18 protein-coding genes and 5 tRNA genes are annotated in these 18,470 nt (G+C 70.2%); 6 read left to right on the top strand and 17 right to left on the bottom strand.

The genetic code is table 11. The annotated features are described in order from the left end of the window. Nucleotides 1-26 precede the first annotated feature (26 nt). Genes ACGF2Y_RS00630 through ACGF2Y_RS00620 form a run of 3 tightly spaced genes read right to left on the bottom strand, consistent with a single transcriptional unit; the run spans nucleotide 27 to nucleotide 2,996 of the window. Complete coding sequence (locus ACGF2Y_RS00630; RefSeq protein WP_392941758.1) at nucleotides 27-1,202, bottom strand: D-alanine--D-alanine ligase family protein; 1,176 nt, start codon at nucleotides 1,200-1,202, stop codon at nucleotides 27-29. Nucleotides 1,203-1,236: 34 nt separating this feature from the next. Continuing rightward, a complete protein-coding gene (locus tag ACGF2Y_RS00625) occupies nucleotides 1,237-2,247 on the bottom strand; it encodes an NAD(P)H-dependent glycerol-3-phosphate dehydrogenase (RefSeq protein WP_392941756.1) in 1,011 nt (336 codons plus the stop codon). Then, on the bottom strand, nucleotides 2,244-2,996 hold the full coding sequence (locus ACGF2Y_RS00620) for a lysophospholipid acyltransferase family protein (protein ID WP_392941753.1): 753 nt from the start codon (nucleotides 2,994-2,996) through the stop codon (nucleotides 2,244-2,246). Before ACGF2Y_RS00620 ends, ACGF2Y_RS00625 begins: the two co-directional genes overlap by 4 nt. A 150-nt stretch (nucleotides 2,997-3,146) precedes the next feature. Between ACGF2Y_RS00620 and cofC the strand changes: the two genes are divergently transcribed. Continuing rightward, the gene (cofC, locus tag ACGF2Y_RS00615; RefSeq protein WP_392941751.1) at nucleotides 3,147-3,830 is read left to right on the top strand and encodes a 2-phospho-L-lactate guanylyltransferase; all 684 of its coding nucleotides are present in this window, start codon (nucleotides 3,147-3,149) and stop codon (nucleotides 3,828-3,830) included. Nucleotides 3,831-3,840: 10 nt separating this feature from the next. Beyond that, nucleotides 3,841-4,044 carry a hypothetical protein gene (locus tag ACGF2Y_RS00610; protein WP_392941748.1) on the top strand — a complete coding sequence of 68 codons (204 nt, stop codon included), beginning with the start codon at nucleotides 3,841-3,843 and terminating at the stop codon, nucleotides 4,042-4,044. A 135-nt stretch (nucleotides 4,045-4,179) separates the two neighbouring features. On the opposite strand, the gene ACGF2Y_RS00605 is transcribed toward ACGF2Y_RS00610, so the two are convergent. The 4 genes from ACGF2Y_RS00605 to leuC all read right to left on the bottom strand — a co-directional run bounded on the left by ACGF2Y_RS00605 (nucleotide 4,180) and on the right by leuC (nucleotide 7,355). Continuing rightward, on the bottom strand, nucleotides 4,180-4,857 hold the full coding sequence (locus ACGF2Y_RS00605; protein ID WP_392941746.1) for an HU family DNA-binding protein: 678 nt from the start codon (nucleotides 4,855-4,857) through the stop codon (nucleotides 4,180-4,182). Between the two features lie 142 nt (nucleotides 4,858-4,999). Beyond that, nucleotides 5,000-5,227, bottom strand: coding sequence for a hypothetical protein (locus ACGF2Y_RS00600; protein WP_392941743.1), 228 nt, complete (start codon nucleotides 5,225-5,227; stop codon nucleotides 5,000-5,002). A gap of 104 nt (nucleotides 5,228-5,331) precedes the next feature. After that, on the bottom strand, nucleotides 5,332-5,925 hold the full coding sequence (gene leuD / locus ACGF2Y_RS00595) for a 3-isopropylmalate dehydratase small subunit (protein ID WP_392941741.1): 594 nt from the start codon (nucleotides 5,923-5,925) through the stop codon (nucleotides 5,332-5,334). A 2-nt stretch (nucleotides 5,926-5,927) separates the two neighbouring features. Then, nucleotides 5,928-7,355: a 3-isopropylmalate dehydratase large subunit gene (leuC, locus tag ACGF2Y_RS00590; RefSeq protein WP_392941738.1), complete on the bottom strand. Its 1,428-nt coding sequence runs from the start codon at nucleotides 7,353-7,355 to the stop codon at nucleotides 5,928-5,930. Between the two features lie 174 nt (nucleotides 7,356-7,529). On the opposite strand from leuC, the gene ndgR reads away from it, so the two are divergent. Continuing rightward, nucleotides 7,530-8,246 carry an IclR family transcriptional regulator NdgR gene (gene ndgR / locus ACGF2Y_RS00585; RefSeq protein WP_003966003.1) on the top strand — a complete coding sequence of 239 codons (717 nt, stop codon included), beginning with the start codon at nucleotides 7,530-7,532 and terminating at the stop codon, nucleotides 8,244-8,246. A gap of 97 nt (nucleotides 8,247-8,343) precedes the next feature. On the opposite strand, the gene ACGF2Y_RS00580 is transcribed toward ndgR, so the two are convergent. Further along, the gene (locus ACGF2Y_RS00580; RefSeq protein WP_392941735.1) at nucleotides 8,344-8,841 is read right to left on the bottom strand and encodes a DUF4188 domain-containing protein; all 498 of its coding nucleotides are present in this window, start codon (nucleotides 8,839-8,841) and stop codon (nucleotides 8,344-8,346) included. Between the two features lie 89 nt (nucleotides 8,842-8,930). Between ACGF2Y_RS00580 and ACGF2Y_RS00575 the strand changes: the two genes are divergently transcribed. Further along, nucleotides 8,931-9,572 (top strand): MerR family transcriptional regulator, encoded by a 642-nt coding sequence (locus ACGF2Y_RS00575; RefSeq protein WP_392941732.1) that lies wholly within the window; start codon nucleotides 8,931-8,933, stop codon nucleotides 9,570-9,572. A 62-nt stretch (nucleotides 9,573-9,634) separates the two neighbouring features. Here ACGF2Y_RS00575 and ACGF2Y_RS00570 read toward each other — a convergent pair. From ACGF2Y_RS00570 to ACGF2Y_RS00530, 9 genes are all read right to left on the bottom strand, one after another. Then, nucleotides 9,635-9,707 (bottom strand) — tRNA-Glu (locus ACGF2Y_RS00570). Between the two features lie 20 nt (nucleotides 9,708-9,727). Then, nucleotides 9,728-9,799, bottom strand: a tRNA-Gln gene (locus tag ACGF2Y_RS00565). 12 nt (nucleotides 9,800-9,811) lie between these two features. Beyond that, nucleotides 9,812-9,884: transfer RNA gene (locus ACGF2Y_RS00560), tRNA-Glu, on the bottom strand. Between the two features lie 86 nt (nucleotides 9,885-9,970). Continuing rightward, nucleotides 9,971-10,043, bottom strand: a tRNA-Glu gene (locus ACGF2Y_RS00555). A gap of 28 nt (nucleotides 10,044-10,071) precedes the next feature. Next, nucleotides 10,072-10,143 (bottom strand) — tRNA-Gln (locus ACGF2Y_RS00550). Nucleotides 10,144-10,231: 88 nt separating this feature from the next. Further along, nucleotides 10,232-10,951 carry an HAD family hydrolase gene (locus tag ACGF2Y_RS00545; RefSeq protein ID WP_392941730.1) on the bottom strand — a complete coding sequence of 240 codons (720 nt, stop codon included), beginning with the start codon at nucleotides 10,949-10,951 and terminating at the stop codon, nucleotides 10,232-10,234. Between the two features lie 113 nt (nucleotides 10,952-11,064). Then, on the bottom strand, nucleotides 11,065-12,585 hold the full coding sequence (gene gltX, locus ACGF2Y_RS00540; protein WP_392941728.1) for a glutamate--tRNA ligase: 1,521 nt from the start codon (nucleotides 12,583-12,585) through the stop codon (nucleotides 11,065-11,067). Further along, nucleotides 12,578-13,363: a fumarylacetoacetate hydrolase family protein gene (locus tag ACGF2Y_RS00535; RefSeq protein ID WP_030589458.1), complete on the bottom strand. Its 786-nt coding sequence runs from the start codon at nucleotides 13,361-13,363 to the stop codon at nucleotides 12,578-12,580. Before ACGF2Y_RS00535 ends, gltX begins: the two co-directional genes overlap by 8 nt. 103 nt (nucleotides 13,364-13,466) lie before the next feature. Beyond that, the gene (locus ACGF2Y_RS00530; RefSeq protein ID WP_392941725.1) at nucleotides 13,467-13,649 is read right to left on the bottom strand and encodes a hypothetical protein; all 183 of its coding nucleotides are present in this window, start codon (nucleotides 13,647-13,649) and stop codon (nucleotides 13,467-13,469) included. 583 nt (nucleotides 13,650-14,232) lie between these two features. Between ACGF2Y_RS00530 and ACGF2Y_RS00525 the strand changes: the two genes are divergently transcribed. Continuing rightward, on the top strand, nucleotides 14,233-18,015 hold the full coding sequence (locus ACGF2Y_RS00525; RefSeq protein ID WP_392941723.1) for a nitrate- and nitrite sensing domain-containing protein: 3,783 nt from the start codon (nucleotides 14,233-14,235) through the stop codon (nucleotides 18,013-18,015). A 9-nt stretch (nucleotides 18,016-18,024) separates the two neighbouring features. Continuing rightward, on the top strand, nucleotides 18,025-18,438 hold the full coding sequence (locus ACGF2Y_RS00520) for a roadblock/LC7 domain-containing protein (RefSeq protein ID WP_006127850.1): 414 nt from the start codon (nucleotides 18,025-18,027) through the stop codon (nucleotides 18,436-18,438). Nucleotides 18,439-18,470 lie beyond the last annotated feature (32 nt).

Here is an 18,470-nt window from a genome sequence, read left to right as displayed (position 1 = left end):
CGCGGGGCCTGCCGGCGCTTTTTCTGTCAGCGCAGTCCGGTGGAGCGGTTCAACGCGGCCTGGATCAGCCGGTCGATCAGCTCCGGGTAGTCGACGCCGCTCTCCTGCCACATGCGCGGGTACATGGAGATCGGGGTGAAGCCCGGCAGGGTGTTGATCTCGTTGATGACGAAGTCGCCGTCCTCGGTGAGGAAGAAGTCGGCGCGCACCAGGCCCTCGCAGGAGACGGCGTCGAAGGCGGCGACGGCGAGCCGCCGCACCTCGGCGGTCTGCTCGGCGGTGAGCGGTGCGGGCACGAGCCCCGCGGCCGAGTCGATGTACTTGGCCTCGAAGTCGTAGAAGTCGTGCGCGGTGACCGGCGGGATCTCGGCGGGCACGCTGGCGCGCGGGCCGTCCTCGAACTCCAGCACGCCGCACTCGATCTCACGGCCGCGCAGCAGCGACTCGACGAGGAACTTGGGGTCGTGGCGACGGGCCTCCTCGATCGCCGCGTCGAGGCCTTCGATGCCGTCGACCTTGGTGATGCCCATCGAGGAACCGCCGCGCGCGGGCTTGATGAACAGCGGCCAGCCGTGCTCACCGGCGAAGTCCACGATCCGCTTGCGGGCGGCGGCGGGGTCGTTGTCCCACTCGCGGGGGCGGACGACCTCGTACGGTCCGACCGGCAGCCCGAAGGAGAGGAAGACCCGCTTCATGTACTCCTTGTCCTGGCCGATGGCGGAGGCGAGAACACCCGCGCCGACGTAGGGCACACCGGAGAGTTCGAGGAGTCCCTGGAGGGTGCCGTCCTCCCCGTACGGGCCGTGCAGCACGGGGAAGACGACGTCGACCTCGCCCAGCGCCTTGGGCACCGAGCCGGGTTCGCTGTAGAGGACCTCGCGGCTGCCGGGGTCCACGGAGAGCACGACGCTGCCCTCGGCGGACTCGGCGAGCCGGTCCACGTCGGGGACGCGGCGGTCGGTGATGGCCATGCGTTCGGGCTCGTCGGCGGTGAGCGCCCAGCGGCCGTCCGCCGTGATGCCGATCGGCAGGATGTCGTACTTCGTCCGGTCGACGGCCTTCATGACGGCGCCGGCCGTGACGACCGAGATGCCGTGTTCGGAGCTGCGGCCGCCGAACACGACAGCCACGCGGGGCTTGCGACGCTGCTGCTCAGGGCTCTCGCGGCGCTCAGGGCTCTGGGGGAGGTTCTCGCTGCTCATATCGCGATGAGCGTACCTGCTGGTAGGGGCGACGTCAGCGTCGCTCGGCCTTGGCGCTCCGCGACATCAGCTCCTTGACCGCGACGACCGGGGACTTGCCCTCGTGGACGATGGAGACGACGGTTTCGGTGATGGGCATGTCGACCCCGTGCCTGCGGGCCAGGTCGAGGACCGATTCGCAGGACTTGACGCCCTCGGCGGTCTGCTTGGTGACGGCGATGGTCTCCTGGAGCGTCATGCCGCGGCCGAGGTTGGTGCCGAAGGTGTGGTTGCGCGAGAGCGGCGAGGAGCAGGTGGCCACCAGGTCGCCCAGGCCCGCGAGTCCGGAGAACGTCAGCGGGTCCGCGCCCATGGCCAGACCCAGCCGGGTGGTCTCGGCGAGGCCCCGGGTGATGAGGGAGCCCTTGGTGTTGTCGCCGAGGCCCATGCCGTCCGCGATGCCGACGGCGAGGCCGATGACGTTCTTCACGGCGCCGCCGAGCTCGCAGCCGATCACGTCGGTGTTGGTGTACGGCCGGAAGTACGAGGTGTGGCAGGCGGCCTGGAGGCGCTGGGCGACGGACTCGTCGGCGCAGGCGACGACGGCCGCGGCGGGGCGGCGCTCGGCGATCTCCTTGGCCAGGTTGGGTCCGGAGACGACGGCGATGCGGTCGGCGGAGACCTTGGTGACGTCCGCGATCACCTCGCTCATCAGCTCGGCGGTGCCCAGCTCGACGCCCTTCATCAGGGAGACCAGGACGGTGTCCGGCTCCAGGTGCGGGGCCCAGTCGGCGAGATTGGCGCGCAGCGTCTGGGAGGGCACGACGAGGAAGGCGAACTCCGCGCCGCGCAGGGCCTCGGCGGCGTCGGTGGTGGCGCGGACGGAGTCGGGGAGCGCGATGCCCGGGAGGTAGTCCGGGTTGGTGCGGGTGGTGTTGATGGTCTCGGCGACCTCGGCGCGGCGGCCCCAGAGGGTGACCTCGCAGCCCGCGTCGGCGAGGATCACGGCGAAGGCCGTACCCCATGAGCCGGTTCCGAAGACGGCTGCTTTTACGGGGTGCGTCACGTGGGTCCCTTTCCCTGGGCCCTGCGCCGTTGTTCAGCACGGGCTTTGCGGTGATCGTAGAGCTCGGCGGGCGCCTTCTCGCCGCGCAGGTCCTCCAGCTGGCGGGTGACCGCTGCCATGATGACCTCGGTCGCCTCGCGCAGCACCTCGGGGGTCGGCTCCAGACCGTGGAACCGGCTGAGGTCGACGGGCGGTCCGGCCTGCACCTGAAGCGTCTTGCGCGGGAACAGCCGGAACTTGCGCTCCTTGGCGTAGGGCGGCATCGCGAGGTTGGCGCCCCACTGGGCGACGGGGATGACAGGCGCCTTGGTCATCAGGGCGACCCGGGCGGCACCGGTCTTGCCGACCATCGGCCACATGTCGGGGTCCCGGGTGAGGGTGCCCTCGGGGTAGAAGGCGACACACTCGCCGCGATCGATGGCGTCGACGGCGGCCCGGAAGGCGTCCAGGGCGTTGGTGGTCTCGCGGTAGACGGGGATCTGGCCGGTGCCGCGCAGCATCATCCCGACGAACGGGGCACGGAAGAGGCCGGCCTTCGCCAGGAGCCGCGGCACCCGCCCGGTGTTGTACTGGAAGTGGCCGTAGGAGAGCGGGTCCAGATAGGAGTTGTGATTGACGGCGGTGATGAATCCGCCGTCGGCCGGAATGTGTTCCATCCCCCGCCAGTCACGCTTGAACAGAACCACCAATGGCGGCTTGGCGATGACCGCTGCCAGGCGGTACCAAAAGCCGATTCTGCGGCGGGACACTCGGACACCTTCCTTAAGGACTTCAACCTGCTGCCTGGCTACTGACGGTCAAGTCTCGCCCCAGGCCCCTGCTCTGTCGAGAACACCGTACGCCTCACGTTGCGTAGCGGTCCTCCGGGTTGTCGTACCGGCAGGCGAGAATAAGTGCTGATGCGTACGGAGGGGGAGATCGCCACGAACACCGATCCGGCCGGGCCCTGGTCCCTGGTCGTTCCGCTGAAGCCGCTCGCACGGGCCAAGAGCCGCCTGGGGCGGGCGGCGGGCGAGGCCGCGCGGCCGCGGCTTGCCCTGGCGTTCGCCCAGGACACGGTGGCCGCGGCGCTGGCCTGCGCCCGGGTGCGGGATGTGGTGGTCGTCACGGACGACACCGTGGCCGGGGCGGCCCTTTCCGCCCTCGGGGCGCGGATCGTGCGGGATGCTCCGGGGGCCGGGCTCAACGCGGCGCTCGCGCACGGCGCCCGCTCCGTGCGGGCCGTGCGGCCCGCCGCCGCGGTGGCCGCGCTCAACGCGGATCTGCCCGCGCTGCGCACCGGCGAATTGACGCGGGTGCTCGATTTTGCTTCCGCTTTTCCCAGCGCATTTCTCCGGGACGCGGCGGGAATCGGGACGACATTTCTGGCCGCCGTGGGCGGTGTGGAATTCCGTCCGGCTTTCGGTGGCCCGTCCGGGTCACGGCACCTGGCATCGGGGGCGGTGGAAATAGCGCTGTCCGGTGTCGACTCGGTGCGCCGGGACGTGGATACGGGCGAGGACCTGCGGGTCGCTCTGGCCCTGGGGGTGGGGCCGCACACGGCGCGGATCGCGGCCGTGCCCGCCCCGGTGTCCGACCGATAGGCTGCCGCCCATGCAGGCGACCTCGTACACGTACGACCCCGAGTCCCGGTGCGGCAGCGTGCTGCTGGACGACGGCACCCCGGTGGAGTTCGACGCCCCGGCCTTCGACGCGGGCGGCTTGCTGCTGCTGCGTCCGGGGCAGCGGGTGCGGATCGAGGGTGAGGGCGAGGGGGCGGCCCTGCGGATCACGCTGGTGACACTGCAGACGTTCTGAGGGCTGTCCCGCCCGGCCGGGAGTCGGGAGGCAGTCCCTGGCCGGGCCGGACGGGGCCCGGACAGCCCGCGGGCCGGGCTCCCCCGGAGGGGAGCCCGGCCCGGCGCGTTGTGAGGAGCGAGCGGGTGCCCGGTCTCACTTCTTGCGTGCGGTGGCCTTCTTGGCCGTGGTCTTGCGCGCCGTGGTCTTCTTCGCGGGCGCCTTCTTCGCCGTGGTCTTCTTGGCGGGCGCGGTCTTGCTGGGCGAGGCCTTCTTGGCGGTCGTCGTCGCGGCCTTCTTCGCCGGAGTCGCCTTCTTCGCGGCCGCGGAGGCCTTCTTGGCCGTCGCGGTGGTCTTCTTCGCGGTGACCTTCTTGGCTGCGGCGGTGGTCTTCTTCGCCGGAGCCGCCTTCTTGGCGGTGGTCTTCTTCGCGGTGGCCTTCTTGGCGGCCGACTTCTTGGCGGCGGCGGCCTTCACCGTCGTACGGGCGGCGGAAGATCCGCCCGAGAGGCTGCCCTTGGGGGCCTTCTTGACGGCCACGTCGTTCTTGGGGAGCTTCTTCGAGCCGCTCACCAGGTCCTTGAAGCCCTGCCCCGCGCGGAAGCGGGGCACCGAGGTCTTCTTGACCCGGACGCGCTCACCCGTCTGCGGGTTGCGGGCGTACCGGGCGGGGCGGTCGACCTTCTCGAACGAGCCGAAGCCGGTGACCGAAACACGGTCCCCTGCGACAACGGCACGGACGATCGCGTCGAGTACCGCGTCGACAGCGTCTGCGGCCTGCTGACGGCCGCCGACCTTGTCGGCAATCGCTTCTACGAGCTGCGCCTTGTTCACGTCTTCCCCTTCGGAGACATTGCCAGAACGAAAGTGTTCAAGCTTTTTCGCACGTTAGGCAGATATATACCGCAAATCAAACACGAAACGGGCTAATCACCCTAGTGCCGCAACGAAGTCGACCGATGCGCAGTTCCACGTGTCAGTCACCTTCGGGGAATCGGCCCTCATCGAGGTCCTTCATCATCCGGTCCAGACGCCTTGCCGCGTCCGGGAGATCGTGCTTCGCCGCGGCCGTGACGACCAGCAGCTTCCGGGTCAGCGCCATCCGTACGCCCTCCGGGACTTGCAGTGCACGCACCCTCGCGTGCGCTTCCTTCAATCGGTCGGCGACTTGGCCATAGAGCTTGAGTTGGCTGTCGCGTTCCATGCACCGATTGTGCCATCTGGGGCGAGTTGTCGCCCGACGGGGTCTCAACAAGCGACTGCGCCCCCTGCCGGGAGGCAGGGGGCGCAGTCCGGGAAAAGCGCTGCTCAGGCGGCAATAGTACGCGGCTTGAAGGCCGGCCGAGCCCCTTCGTACGCCGCGATGTCCGCTTCGTTCTGAAGGGTGAGGCTGATGTCGTCGAGGCCGTTCAGCAGGCGCCAGCGGGCGTTCTCGTCGAGTTCGAAGCCTGCGGTGATGCCCCCGGCGCGGACCTGCCGCGCCTCCAGGTCGACGGTGACCTCGGCGGTCGGGTCGGCCTCCGTCAGCTCCCAGAGGGCGTCGACGACCTGCTGCTCCAGGACCACCGTGAGCAGCCCGTTCTTCAGCGAGTTGCCGCGGAAGATGTCGGCGAAGCGGGAGGAGACGACGGCCTTGAAACCGAAGTTCTGCAGGGCCCAGACCGCGTGTTCGCGGGAGGAGCCCGTACCGAAGTCGGGACCGGCGACCAGGACCGAGGCGCCCTGGCGCTCGGGGCGGTTGAGGACGAAGTTCTCGTCCTTGCGCCAGGCTTCGAAGAGCCCGTCCTCGAACCCGTCGCGGGTGACCTTCTTCAGCCAGTGGGCGGGGATGATCTGGTCGGTGTCGACGTTGCTGCGGCGCAGCGGAACGGCCCGGCCGGTGTGGGTGGTGAATGCTTCCATGGCTATCGGACTCCGGCGGGGGTACGGGCGTCGGACAGATCGGCGGGCGAGGCCAGATGGCCCAGCACCGCGGTGGCGGCGGCGACCTGGGGCGAGACCAGGTGGGTGCGGCCGCCCTTGCCCTGCCGGCCCTCGAAGTTTCGGTTCGAGGTGGAGGCGGAGCGCTCGCCGGGGGCCAGCTGGTCGGGGTTCATGCCGAGACACATCGAGCAACCCGCGTGCCGCCATTCGGCGCCGGCCTCGGTGAAGACCTTGTCCAGGCCCTCGGAGACGGCCTGGAGCGCGACCCGGACGGAGCCGGGGACGACCAGCATCCGTACGCCGCTCGCGACTTTGCGGCCGTCCAGGATCGAGGCCGCGTTGCGCAGGTCCTCGATGCGGCCGTTGGTGCACGAACCTACGAAGACGGTGTCGACGTTGATCTCGCGCAGCGGCTGCCCGGCGGTCAACCCCATGTATTCCAGGGCCTTTTCGGCGGCGAAGCGCTCCGAGGCGTCCTCGTACGAAGCCGGGTCGGGGACGTTGGCCGACAGGGGCGCGCCCTGGCCGGGGTTGGTGCCCCAGGTGACGAACGGGGCGAGTTCGGTGGCGTCGATGACGACCTCGGCGTCGAACACCGCGTCGTCGTCGGAGCGCAGCGTCTTCCAGTACGCGACGGCGGCGTCCCAGTCCTCACCCTCGGGGGCGTGGTCGCGGCCCTTGAGGTAGTCGAAGGTGGTGGCGTCCGGAGCGATCATGCCCGCGCGGGCGCCGGCCTCGATCGACATGTTGCAGACGGTCATCCGGGCCTCCATCGAGAGCTTCTCGATGGCGGAGCCGCGGTATTCGAGGATGTAGCCCTGGCCGCCGCCGGTGCCGATCCGGGCGATGATCGCCAGGATCAGGTCCTTCGCGGTGACCTCGTCGGGCAGTTCGCCCTCGACCGTGATGGCCATGGTCCTCGGGCGGGCCAGCGGCAGGGTCTGGGTGGCCAGGACGTGCTCCACCTGGCTGGTGCCGATGCCGAACGCCAGCGCGCCGAACGCGCCGTGCGTGGAGGTGTGGGAGTCGCCGCAGACCACGGTGGTGCCCGGCTGGGTCAGCCCCAGCTGCGGGCCCACCACGTGGACGACGCCCTGCTCGACGTCGCCCAGCGGGTGCAGCCGTACGCCGAAGTCCGCGCAGTTCTTGCGCAGGGTCTCCAGCTGGGCGCGCGAGACGGGGTCGGCGATCGGCTTGTCGATGTCGAGGGTCGGGGTGTTGTGGTCCTCGGTGGCGATGGTGAGGTCGAGGCGCCGCACCGGACGTCCGGCCTGGCGCAGACCGTCGAAGGCCTGCGGGCTGGTCACCTCGTGCAGCAGGTGCAGATCGATGAAGAGAAGGTCCGGCTCGCCCTCCGCGCGCCGGACAACATGGTCGTCCCAGACCTTCTCCGCGAGTGTCCTACCCATCGCTTTCCCTCCGGCCGGCGTCTTCGCCGGCCCAACTAGAGATTCGGTGCGCCTCCGTCCGGACCCCCGTGCGGGGCGGTGGCTACGAGCCGTCGTGCGGCCGCCCCCAAAGGTTCGCAACTTCCGTGGAAAATTGAACTTGCGTTTCACAGAGTGAGACGGGAGTATCGTCGTATGGACAACTCTAGCGGCGTCGGCGTTCTCGACAAGGCAGCTCTGGTATTGAGCGCCCTGGAGTCCGGTCCGGCCACCCTCGCCGGGCTGGTCGCGGCGACCGGGCTCGCACGGCCCACGGCCCATCGACTGGCCGTGGCACTGGAACACCACCGGATGGTGGCGAGGGATATGCAGGGCCGGTTCATTCTCGGCCCCCGGCTGTCGGAACTGGCAGCCGCGGCGGGCGAGGACCGCCTGCTGGCCACGGCCGGACCGGTGCTCACCCACCTGCGCGACATCACCGGCGAGAGCGCGCAGCTCTACCGCCGGCAGGGCGACATGCGCATCTGCGTGGCAGCGGCGGAACGGCTGTCCGGACTCCGGGACACGGTGCCGGTCGGCTCCACGCTCACCATGAAGGCGGGCTCCTCCGCCCAGATCCTGATGGCCTGGGAGGAGCCGGAGCGCCTGCACCGGGGTCTCCAGGGCGCCAGGTTCACCGCGACGGCGCTCTCCGGCGTACGGCGGCGGGGCTGGGCCCAGTCGATCGGCGAGCGGGAACCGGGCGTCGCCTCGGTCTCCGCCCCGGTGCGCGGCCCCTCGAACCGGGTGGTCGCCGCCGTCTCGGTCTCCGGACCGATCGAGCGGCTGACCCGCCACCCGGGCCGGATGCACGCCCAGGCCGTCATCGACTCGGCAGCGCGGCTGAGCGAGGCCCTGCGCCGCACGGGCTGACGTCTCGCCCGCACGAACGTCTCTCCCCTTCCGGAAGGCCGCCCCAGCGCCGTGGCGGCCCTTTTTCCTTCCGGGGCCCTTCCGCCCGCCCTCCTGTTCACCCCTCGGACGACCGGTGGGCGAGGCGGTCCGCCGCCCTGCGGCCCCGCGCCCGGACCGGCAGCACCTCGGTCGCCGCGGCCAGCCCGTACGCCGGCATGTCGGCGTAGAGCGACTCGTAGCCGCCCTCGGGCACGATGTAACTCTCGTGCCAGAGCCCCACGTGCTGCCGGGACTTCTTCTCCTTGCGGTTGAGGATCGCCCAGGCCTTGCGGTGGAACATGTCGGGAGCGGCGGCGTACGCGTACAGTTTCTCCTTCGACTCCCAGTACTGGACGACGTAGTAGGTCCGCGGCGAGCCGGTGAGCAGCGTGTAGCCGAGCAGCCCCCGGCTCTTGTCCTTGGTCAACTCGCGCAGCATGCGCGGCATCGCGGCAAGGACCGGCAGCCAGTGGTGGATGCCCCGGAAGTGGTTGATGCGCATCCCGATCAGCAGGACGACGACCTCGCCCTCGGCTCCCGCCGTCGTCCGGCCCGGGTTCGGTTTCGCGAACATGCTGTGCCCCCGATTCACTGGAGAGTGCCGCTATCCAATGATTGGATAGTGGCACCACCCAAGACGGGGCGCAAGGGAAGGCGCGGAGATTGCGACTGGCGGAACTGAGCGAGCAGAGCGGCGTCCCGACGGCGACGGTCAAGTACTACCTGCGCGAGGGGCTGCTGCCGCAGGGCCGGCGGATCAGCGCGACCCGGGCGGAGTACGACGAGAGCCATCTGCGGCGGCTGCGGCTGGTGCGCGCCCTGATCCAGGTCGGACGGCTGCCGGTGGCGACGGCCCGAGAGGTGCTGGCGCATGTGGACGACGAGTCGCTCGGCCGCACGATCCGTCTGGGAGCGGCGCTGTGGGCGCTGCCGCAGGGACCCGCCCCGGACGAGGACGCCCCGGAGACGGCGACGGCACGGGCCCAGGTGGCCGCGCTGCTCACGGAGTTGGAGTGGTCGACCACGCTGGAGCTCGGCGAGCTCTCCCCCGTCTACCGGACGCTGGTCGCTTCGGTGGCCACGCTGACCCGGCTCGGATATCCGTGTGACATCGACTACTTGGCCCGGCAGGCCCGGATCATGGAGCAGGCGGCGCTGCACGATCTGGACGAGATGGAGACGTACGCCTCCGAGGCCGAGCAGGTCGAGAAGGCCGTGGCGTCGGCGGTGCTGTACGAACCGCTGCTGATGTCCCTGCGGCGGCTCGCGCAGAGCGAGGAGTCGGCCCGGCGGTACGGCCTGTGAGGGGGGGCGGCAGCGGAAAGGCCCTCCACCGAGGTGAAGGGCCTTTCCGTAGTGCTCTGTTGTACCCCCGACCGGATTCGAACCGGCGCTACTGCCGTGAGAGGGCAGCGTGCTAGGCCGCTACACAACGGGGGCGCGTTTACTGCTGACTTGCGCTGGGCTACCAGGACTCGAACCTAGAATGACGGTACCAGAAACCGTAGTGTTGCCAATTACACCATAGCCCATAGTGTGACAAGTACCCCCGACCGGATTCGAACCGGCGCTACTGCCGTGAGAGGGCAGCGTGCTAGGCCGCTACACAACGGGGGCCCTAGCGATCCTCCACCCGGCGCTAGCCGGGTATTCTCACCGTGAGAACATGGGTGCGACCCAGGTGCTCTCGCGGGAAGGATCTGTACCCCCGACCGGATTCGAACCGGCGCTACTGCCGTGAGAGGGCAGCGTGCTAGGCCGCTACACAACGGGGGCTTGTCCTGCTGATCTTACGTGTACTGCGCTGGGCTACCAGGACTCGAACCTAGAATGACGGTACCAGAAACCGTAGTGTTGCCAATTACACCATAGCCCACTGAAATGCAACCCCTGGCAGGAGCTTCACTTCTGTCTGCGCTTCCCGGCCGGATTTTTCGGCCCGCTCGGGCGGCGCAGAAAGAACATTACCCGAAGGTGTCCGACGCTCCAAAACGGGTAATGCCCGCCAGCAGGCCGGGCAGCTGGTCGAGGCCGGTGATCGTCACCAGATCCGGCCTTCCGCCGCTCCCCCGCCGGTCGAGCCAGATCCCCGTCAGCCCGGCGGCCACGGCTCCGCTCGCGTCGATGTCCGGCTCGTTGCCCACGTACGCCACCTCCTGCGGCTCCAGCGCGAGCGCCTCGCAGGCCGCGTGGAAGGCGCCGGCCTCCGGCTTGGAGATCCCGAGCTCCACAGCGCAGACCATCGCCTCGAACCGGTCCCGGACACCGAGCGCGGTCAGCTTGTGGTGCTGGTGGTGGGTGTTGGCATTGGACAGGATCCCGTGCCGGTAGTCGGGGGCCAGCAGGTCGAGCACGGGCAGCACGTCCGGGAAGAGCGCCCAGGCGGCCTCGTAGTGAGCGGCGTGGCGCCCGAACCACGCCTCGGCCTCGGCGTCCTCCAGCTCCTGCGAGAGGAACTCCCGTACCCGGTCCCGACGCTGCCCGGGGAAGTCCGTCTCTCCAGCGGTCATGCGCGCCCAGTGCCGGATGCTCAGCGCCCGCCAGGCGTCGAGGGCCGCGTCCACCGAGGCGTACGCCTCGGGAAGGCCCTCGCGCTCCAGGTGCCGGCGCATACCGGTGCGGTCGGCGCCCGAGTAGTCGAAGATCGTGTCGTCGATGTCCCAGAGCACTGCGCGGATCGGCATGGATCTCACGGTAGCCGCCCGGCGGCGCCCGCGGAGGGGAATCCGGGCGGAGCGCGAAACCCGAGGAGGGCCGCGGCCGGTCGGCCGCGGCCCTCCTCGGGGGTGTCCGGTCCTTACGCGGTCAGCTTCGCCAGAGCCGCGTCCACGCGGGCCAGGCTCTTGTCGCGGCCCAGGATCTCCAGGGACTCGAAGAGCGGCAGACCGATGGTGCGGCCGGTGACGGCGACGCGGACCGGGGCCTGGGCCTTGCCGAGCTTGAGACCGTGGGCCTCGCCGGCGGTGAGGACGGCGTTCTTCAGGGCCTCGGCGTTCCAGTCGGCGGCGGCGAGGTTGGCGCGGGCGGTGGCCAGGAGCGCGTCCGAGCCCGCCTTCATCGCCTTGTTCCAGGACGTCTCGTCGTACACCGGCTCGTCGAGGAAGAGGAAGTCGACGTTGTCGGTGATGTCGGAGAGCACCGTGACCCGGGTCTGGGCGTGCGGGGCGATCTCCGCCCACTTCTCCGCGTCGAAGGCCTCCGGGGCCCAGGGCGCGAAGGGGGCCCGGAGCCAGGGGCCGCAGGCCTCGGTGAAGGCCTTCACCTCCAGCATGCGGATGTGCTCGGCGTTGATGTGCTCGCACTTCTTGAGGTCGAAGCGGGCCGGGTTGGCGTTGACGTCCTCGATGTCGAACGCGGCGATCAGCTCGTCCATCGAGAAGATGTCGCGGTCCTCGGCGATCGACCAGCCGAGCAGCGAGAGGTAGTTCAGCAGGCCCTCGGGGAGGAACCCGCGCTCGCGGTAGAGGTTGAGGGAGGCCTGCGGGTCGCGCTTGGAGAGCTTCTTGTTGCCCTCGCCCATGACGTACGGCAGGTGGCCGAAGGCGGGGGTGTCCTTGGCGATGCCCAGCTCGATGAGCGCCCGGTACAGGGCGATCTGGCGCGGGGTGGAGGAGAGCAGGTCCTCGCCGCGCAGGACGTGGGTGATCTCCATCAGGGCGTCGTCGACCGGGTTGACCAGCGTGTAGAGCGGGGCCCCGTTGGCGCGGACGATGCCGTAGTCCGGAACGTTCTCCGGCTGGACGGTGATGTCGCCGCGGACCAGGTCATGGAAGGTGATGGCCTCGTCGGGCATCCGGAAGCGGACGATCGAGCTGCGGCCCTCGGCCTCGTACGCGGTCTTCTGCCCGTCGGTGAGGTCGCGGCAGTGGCCGTCGTAGCCGGACGGCTTCCCGGCGGCGCGGGCGGCGTCGCGGCGGGTGTCCAGCTCCTCGGTGGTGCAGTAGCAGGGGTAGGCGTACCCGGCGGCGAGCAGCTTCTCGGCGACGTCCTGGTACAGGTCCATCCGCTGCGACTGACGGTACGGCGCGTGCGGGCCGCCGATCTCGGGGCCCTCGTCCCAGTCCAGGCCCAGCCAGCGCATCGAGTCGAGCAGCTGCTGGTAGGACTCCTCCGAGTCGCGCGCCGCGTCGGTGTCCTCGATCCGGAAGACCAGGGTGCCCCCGTGGTGCCGGGCGAAGGCCCAGTTGAAGAGCGCCGTGCGGACCAGGCCCACGTGGGGGTTGCCGGTCGGGGAGGGACAGAAACGGACACGAGGGGGTACCCGCTGGCCGAGCGGAGCCGAGAGCTCGGGGGAGGGTGCCGTTGGTGCGTTAGCCACGCTTGATCACCTTGTTGGTGAGAGTGCCGATGCCTTCGATGGTGACGGCGACCTCGTCGCCGACGTGCAGGGGTCCGACCCCTGCGGGGGTGCCGGTGAGGATCACGTCGCCCGGGAGCAGCGTCATGGCCTCCGTGATGTGGACGATCAGGTCCTCGATGGAGCGGACCATGTCGCTCGTGCGGCCCAGCTGTCGCTGCTCGCCGTTGACCGTCGCCTGGATGGTGAGGTCGTGGGGGTCCACGTCCGTCTCCACCCAGGGGCCCAGCGGGCAGGAGGTGTCGAAGCCCTTGGCGCGGGCCCACTGCTTCTCGCGCTGCTGTACGTCGCGGGCGGTGACGTCGTTGGCGCAGGTGTAGCCGAGGATGACGTCCTTGACGCGCTCGCGGGGGACCTCACGGCACATGCGGCCGATGACCACGGCCAGCTCGGCCTCGTGGTGCAGCTCGCTGGAGAAGGAGGGGTACTCGATCGCGTCGCCGGAGCCGATCACCGAAGTGGTGGGCTTGAAGAAGGTGATCGGCGCGTCGGGGACCTCGTGGCCGAGTTCGGCGGCGTGCTCCGCGTAGTTGCGGCCGATGGCCACGACCTTGTTGGGGAGCACGGGGGGCAGCAGCCGGACCTTGTTCAGCGGGACCTTGGTGCCCGAGAGCTCGAAGTCGGCGTACGGAATGCCCTTGATGATGTCGAGGACGAGGTCACCGGATTCCACGGTGCCCTGTCCCTCGACGGCGCCGAAGGCGACATTGCCGTCGATGGAGAACCTGGCGATGCGCACGGGATGCTGTCGCCCCTCACTTGCTGGCTGACTGAAGACTGACGCTCCAGGCTAGCGCCTGGCCCGGCGCGGGAGGGGCACAGCTCGCGTATGCAGGTGGTGGTTACCGGGCGGCCGTGACCGGGGCTTCCATCAGGATGGTGCGGCGCGGGTTGGCCGTCACGGTCGGCAGGTCGGCGGCGTGCTCCGGCTGGAGGGGCGTCCGCAGCGCTTCGGCGTCCTTGAGGTGCGCCAGCGTGGTGCGCCGGGGGTTGGCAATGTTGCGGAACATCGTCGTCGTCTTCATCTGCCGTCAGGACCCTGTCGGTGAGGGCGTCGCTCGTCGCGGCGCCGGCTTGTCGGATTCGCCATCGCTGTAAAGCGTCAGGCTAAACATCCGATTCCCCGCCGGAGCCGGGATGAGGCGGCGATCATCATGTGAGTTTGCTCACGAACTAATCGACAATTAGCCCATTACGGACAGTCGACCCTGGTCAACAAACTGGGACATTGCATCACTGAATCCACCATTCCGCTCCTGATCATCGCGACTGGGACACCCCCGACCCCCTGGTGACTCCTCCTCAATAGTCCGCTTTACCCACGATCGCTCTCCACCGCTTGTTACCCGCTCGTCACAACGTGTCACCCAGGTCACAGCCCGGTACATGGGCCTTGTTGGAGATCCTGCACTGTGCTGGAATTCCACGCACCGCCGCGGGTTTCAGGCCGGCGCGCAGGGGCGCAACGCAGCGCCGAGTGGCGGCGGGAGGGGGAAGTTCGCCGGTCACTCATACGACCACCATGGGGCGCGTCCAGTGCCCCACGACGCCGACACCGTCTTGTCCGCACACGCGGGCGGGACGCCTGGTCCAGAGGTTGCGACGCTAGTGCAGGGACGTTTCAAGAGGGATGGCAGCGCTCCGGCGGAACAGGAGCCGCGCGGCGGGACCGACCGCGGTTCCTCGCCCCAGCACGCCCAGAACCCCGGGCCGGCCGACGCCGGCGACAACAGCGACCGTGCTCAGCGCCCGGGGTCCGCGACGAGCGGCGGCGCGGAGCCGAACCCGCCCGCACAGCCTCGCGGCCCGGTCGACACGGGTTCGCGAATAGCGCTCCGTAACTGGCGCATCAGCACGCGACTGGTCTCGCTCCTCGCCCTCCCCGTGGTCGCCGCGACCAGCCTGGGCGGTCTGAGGATCAACGAGTCCATGACCGACATGCAGCAGCTGGAGCACATGCAGCTGCTGACCAAGATGACCAAGCAGGCGACCTCGCTCGCCCAGGCGCTCCAGGTGGAGCGCGACCAGTCGGCCGGTCCGCTGTCGAACAAGTCCAAGCCCACCGACTACAAGGTCACCGGGCCCCGGGACAAGACCGACCGGGCCAAGGACGCCTTCCTCGACGAGACCGACTCGATCGGCGACTCCGAGGGTGACGAGGCGCTCGACAGTATCCACGCGAGCATCTCGCAGATCGCCTCCCAGCTCGGCACCATCCGCACGATCCGCAAGACGGCGTACAAAGCGGACGCACCGAGTCTCAACACGATCGACCAGTACAACCAGCTGATCACCTCACTGCTGAGCCTCTCGCAGGACATGGCGCAGGCGACCAGCAACCCGGAAATGATCAAGCGGACCCGGGCCCTGGCGGCGTTCTCCTCCGCCAAGGAGTACGCCTCGGTCCAGCGGGCGATCATCGCCGCGGCGCTGCCCGGCGGTCCGGTCGAGAAGCCGCACCTCAACCCGAACGACCGGCAGTTCGGCTCCAACGCGCTCGCCAAGGAGTCCCGGGCCCTCACCTCGTTCAAGACGATCTACGGGACCACCGGGGAGAGCGCCGAGGAGCTCCTGTCCTCCCTGGACAACGGCAACCCGGAGATCAACGCCGGGAACATGTACGCCAAGCGGGTCCTGGACACCACGAACCCGATCGAGGGCAAGCAGATCCGGTCGTACCTGGACTGGTACGACCAGAGCACCATCAAGATCAAGGCCATGGAGACCATCGAGGCCACCCTCCTCAGCGACATGGAGGCCAAGGCCCGCGAGCTGCGTCAGGCCTCCCAGCGCGACGCGATCATCAACGGTGCGGTCATCTTCATCGTGCTCGGCGTCTCCCTCGTCGGCGCCTTCGTGGTGGCCCGCTCCATGATCCGTTCGCTGCGGCGCCTCCAGGACACCGCCACCCGGGTCGCCCAGGACCGGCTGCCCGAGCTCGTCAAGCAGCTCTCCGAGACCGACCCGCAGGACGTCGACACCTCCGTCGAGTCCGTCGGCGTGCACTCCCGGGACGAGATCGGCCAGGTGGCCGCAGCCTTCGACGACGTGCACCGCGAGGCCGTCCGCCTCGCCGCCGAGCAGGCCCTCCTCCGGGGCAACGTCAACGCGATGTTCACCAACCTCTCGCGCCGCTCCCAGGGCCTCATCCAGCGCCAGCTCTCGCTCATCTCCGAACTGGAGTCCCGCGAGGCCGACCCGGACCAGCTGTCCTCGCTCTTCAGGCTCGACCACCTCGCGACCCGTATGCGCCGTAACGGCGAGAACCTCCTCGTCCTCGCGGGCGAGGAGCCGGGACGCCGGTGGACCCGCCCCGTCCCGCTGGTCGACGTGCTCCGTGCCGCCGCCTCCGAGGTGGAGCAGTACGAGCGCATCGAGCTGTCCGCGGTGCCCGCCACCGAGGTCGCCGGCCGCGTCGTCAACGACCTCGTGCACCTGCTCGCCGAGCTGCTGGAGAACGCCACGTCGTTCTCCTCGCCGCAGACGAAGGTCCGGGTCACCGGTCACGCGCTGCCCGACGGGCGGGTGCTCGTCGAGATCCACGACACCGGCATCGGCCTCTCCCCCGAGGACCTCGCCGCGATCAACGAGCGGCTCGCGCAGCCGCCGACGGTGGACGTCTCCGTCTCCCGCCGCATGGGTCTGTTCGTGGTCGGCCGGCTGTCGCTGCGTCACGGCATCCGGATCCAGCTGCGCCCCTCCGACTCCGGCGGTACGACCGCGCTGGTCATGCTGCCCGTCGACGTCGCGCACGGCGGCAAGCAGCCGCCGTCCAAGCAGGGCCCCGGTCAGCCGTCCGGCGCCCCGGGCGGTCTGCTCACGGGCAACGGGAACGGCGCGGGCAACGGCCAGCGCGCCGGTCTCGGCAGCGGTCCGGGCGGTCCGGGCGGTCCGGGCGGTCCGGGCGCCAAGAGCCTCGGCGGTGGCCCCGGCGCACAGCGCGGCCAGGTCGGTTCCGGCGCGGGTCCCCGGGCGGCACTGCCGGCCCGGGACAGCGCACCGGGCCGTCCGCAGGGCCCGGAGACCGGCGGCCGGCCGAACACCGGCGGACCGGGCCAGGACTTCCCGGCTCAGGGCCAGGGACAGGGCCAGGCCCCCCAGCGCCAGGGCAGCAGCGGTCTCTCCGGCGCCTTCGGCAACAGTGCCCGGGTCGGCGCCCGCGGCCCCCAGGGCGATGCGCCCGGCCGCGGCGACGGGGGGCAGCCCAACCTGTTCGGGCACGGCGCTCCGCCCTCCCCCGGGCAGAACGGCCGTCCGGGCCAGTTCGCACCGCCCAGCCAGCAGGGCCCGTCCGGCTGGCAGAACCAGTCGAACCAGCAGGGTCCCGGGGCTCAGCAGCCCCAGGGTCGCCAGGAGCAGAGCGGCTCCGCCCAGGACGGCTTCCAGCAGCCCGGCGGCCCCGGCCGTCAGCTGCCGCCGCCCGGTGGACCGCGTGCCGAGCTGCCCGGCGGCAACCCGCAGCCGCAGCGGCCGGCCGCCACCAGCTGGGGCGCCGACACGCCGCGCGGTCACGAGGAGCACGAGGCCACCGGGCAGTTCGCCCGTCCGGCGGCCCCCGGCCAGGACCCGTCGTTCGACGCCCCGCTGAACCAGCGGCCGGCGGAGGACCACCAGGGACCCGGCGCGACCTCCGAGTTCGCCCGGCCCGACTTCTCGGCGCCGGGGGCTTCCCAGGACGGTTCGTACCCGCAGCAGGCTCCGCAGGGCCAGGACCCGGCGAGCACCGCGCAGTTCGCCCGGCCCGACTTCGGTGTCCCGCAGCAGCCGAACCAGAACCAGCAGGGCCAGGGCCAGTACGACCAGGGTCAGCAGCCGCCCGCGCCGCGTCAGCACGGCCTGGACGGCAACGACTTCGGTGCACCGCGTCCGGCACTGCCGCAGCAGCCCCAGCAGCCGGAGGCCCTGCCGCCGGCCGGTCCCGGGGACGGCCGTACGCCGCTGTACGACACCCTGGAGACGAACTGGTTCCACGGTCCGGGCCAGGGCGGCCAGCAGCCGCCCGCCGAACCGCAGGCGCCGGCCGCTCCCGAGGCCGCCGGTGTGCCGGTCCCGCCCATGCCTCAGCGTGGTGCGGCCGACACCTCGGTCACCAGTTCCTGGCGGGCCTCGCCCAACGACGAACTCGTACGCCAGGCCGAACGGGTCAAGAAGCCCGCGGCCGGCGGTGTCACTACTTCCGGGCTGCCTCGCCGTGTTCCCCGCGCCAATTTGGTTCCGGGCACCGCACAGCAGCAGAATCACCAGTCCGGACCTCAGGTTTCGCGCGCGCCCGATGACGTGCGCGGTCGTCTGACCAATCTCCGCCGGGGCATCCAGCAGGGTCGGCAGGCCAACAACGGCCCGCAGACCGGCAGTATCCATCTCGGCCCCACTCACCAGCAGGAGCGTTAGTTGAGCCCCATGAGTCAGGCCGCGCAGAATCTGAACTGGCTGATCACCAATTTCGTGGACAACACCCCGGGGGTGTCCCACACGGTGGTGGTCTCCGCGGATGGCCTGCTGCTGGCGATGTCCGAAGGATTCCCGCGCGACCGCGCCGACCAGCTCGCCGCTGTCGCGTCCGGTCTCACCTCGCTGACCGCGGGTGCGTCCCGGATCTTCGAGGGCGGCGCCGTCAGCCAGACGGTCGTGGAGATGGAGCGGGGATTCCTCTTCCTCATGTCCATCTCCGACGGTTCGTCGCTGGCCGTTCTGGCCCACCCGGACGCCGACATCGGTCTGGTCGGGTACGAAATGGCCCTCCTGGTCGACCGTGCGGGCACCGTCCTCACGCCCGACCTCCGCGCCGAGCTCCAAGGCAGTCTGCTCCACTAGGCGGCCACCCAGTGGATTCACGACACGATCCC

The organism is Streptomyces sp. NPDC048142, assembly GCF_043202835.1.
GTDB lineage: Bacteria > Actinomycetota > Actinomycetes > Streptomycetales > Streptomycetaceae > Streptomyces.
Note: the sequence above shows the minus strand (reverse complement) of the source record. Positions and strands in the feature narration are given on the sequence as shown.